General features: G+C 41.6%; 2 protein-coding genes. One reads left to right on the top strand and one right to left on the bottom strand.

What is annotated here, in order from left to right:
- Positions 1-132 precede the first annotated feature (132 nt).
- The gene (locus KDK16_RS04430) at positions 133-1,176 is read right to left on the bottom strand and encodes a hypothetical protein (RefSeq protein WP_257274861.1); all 1,044 of its coding nucleotides are present in this window, start codon (positions 1,174-1,176) and stop codon (positions 133-135) included.
- A 231-nt stretch (positions 1,177-1,407) separates the two neighbouring features.
- Here KDK16_RS04430 and KDK16_RS04435 point away from each other — a divergent pair, with 231 nt between their 5' ends.
- Positions 1,408-2,112, top strand: a complete 705-nt coding sequence (locus KDK16_RS04435; RefSeq protein WP_257274862.1) for a hypothetical protein — start codon at positions 1,408-1,410, stop codon at positions 2,110-2,112.
- Positions 2,113-2,137 lie beyond the last annotated feature (25 nt).

Consider the following 2,137-nt stretch of genomic DNA (forward strand, 5'->3'; position numbering starts at 1 on the left):
TTCTCCTCAGAAGCAGAAATTTTTATCCTCAATTTCTTGCAATCCTCGCTACGGACGCTTAAGTCCGACAGGCTGCTAGCCCTTCTTAAGGATCGATCATCAAGTATCGATTTTACTAAAAGCGTGTAGCGTTCACCATGCGGCTGCAGTAAAGAGGTACAATGAAATCAGAAAAGCGAATGCTGGCGAATTGGGGGGAGGGCTTGCCTCACTGGCAAGATACTCGAGGTTGTTCGCACTTGCTATATTCACGGTCAGGGACGACTTCCATACCAGAGAGCTTCCTTCCTCGGGAAATGCTTCAAAGATATAAACATCACCATTATTATATCTTGGTCGCAGAATAACCAAATGCTGATCCCCACTCTGACATAGCCAGCTATTGATGATTTCACCTTCATCGCCCAACTGGTTAATAACACTGTTAGTCTCGCAAAGTGCAACAATGGGAAACGCTGATTCCTTGTTAATTTGCAGATTCTGATTCTCGTTATGGCGAACATTCCAGACGAGTTGAAAGGGTTGTTTAATTGAATCACTAAAATCTGTTGGGGCAGTTGTTGGATAAGTTGTTATCACAGGGTAAGTCGTTGTCTCAGTGTCATTCCCTGTCTCAGAATAAGCCGTTGTTTCAGAATAAGCCGTTGTTTCAGGATAAGTCGTTGTTTCAGATTCTTTAATGGGTTCGACATACACCATAAGTCGCATGTTATGGGATCGGCAATGACCGCCTTCACGGTTATCGAGTGAAGATTTAGTACCATTTGCTGTGGATATAAAATAGTAGGAATGACCTGGCAAATAGACTCTCGAATCGACAGCACCGTATTCAGTAAATAGTACCCTGTGGAAACGAATAAGAGCAGGTGTATCGCATTTTCTCAAAAGCAAACTTGAAGACTTGGTGATATTTACTTTACATTGTTCATAGTCGGCTTTATCGACTTGCCAAAGGTTATCATACATTTCGTCAGGATTTTTAAAGTGCTCGCTGGGCTTTAGATAAATGGCAACATTACCACAAACAAAATATGTCACTGATCGAGGCAGTACGGATAAGCTTTCATTCACATTTTTTGAAAATGCATCAATAGTCCACATGATTGAAGGGTTGTGGCCTGCTTGAGCTTTAGCCAGATGGAGTAGCAAGACGAGACCGACTAAGTTGACTTTCATACATTTTCTCCACGACACATAGAAAGATATATGGAACATAAGAGCCACCTGAGCATTTTTTTAAACACCCGACTCTATAGCATCACATTGGCTTGTGTGCCACGGTAAAATAGCAGACTTTCAGAGCACTAAAGATTCGGTTAAGTCGTGAACTTTTAGTGAAAAGACAAAAGACATGGGTAGGCAGGAATTTCTGCTATTTTAGTTTCTGAGCTGTAATGGAGAAAAAATATGAAGCCTGTTTTATTTGGACTCGCACTGTTATTCCATCTTTTGCCAGTGTGTTATGCGATTGATGAATACGAAAGCATTTTTTGGGATCCGGATTTGTTTTCGCATGAGGTGAATACAACCCTGTATGTAAGGCTAAATGCAAAGATAAATGTTATCTGTCCGAGCATTGACATTGTTGTAAAGCATCGGGGCAAAGATCGACAAGTCTCTACAACGTACGAAAATGTATGGTTGGCCTTCAATAAAACGAGCTATGATAATTGTCGGATAGATAAAAAGTATGATCCTAAAGCAGTCCTTTACCTATGCCCTGATCCTACAAAATTGAATAAAATTCCACTGATCTTTCGTAGTCGTTCTAGCGCACCTCCTAGCACTCCGACTTTATTTGAAGGGGGAAAAGATTACTATTTGATATCCACATCTGATGGCACTGAGTCTTCAATCCACCGTAGTGAAGGTGGGCGTTGCCATACACGTAATATGCGTGTCAGGATTCATGTCTGTGAAGCAAAAATGTCTGATAGCCTTGATCCCAACTGCCGTAGAATACTTGATCCCAAATCAAATATTTGTCCTGCAACCGATCCTGTTGCTGAACCTTATCATTTAACGACTCATGCTCCCGTGACGACTCTTGCTCCTGTAACGACTCCTGCTCCTACCAATATTTCCGAAAAACAATCAAAAACCCCCTGTTAATGAATGAAACTGACAGGCGGCGGCA

This window comes from Endozoicomonas sp. SESOKO4 (assembly GCF_024606275.1).

Coding starts and splice junctions, on each gene's coding strand:
- KDK16_RS04430 (WP_257274861.1), bottom strand. CDS start 1,176: ATGAAAGTCAACTTAGTCGGTCTCGTCTTGCTACTCCATCTGGCTAAA.
- KDK16_RS04435 (WP_257274862.1), top strand. CDS start 1,408: ATGAAGCCTGTTTTATTTGGACTCGCACTGTTATTCCATCTTTTGCCA.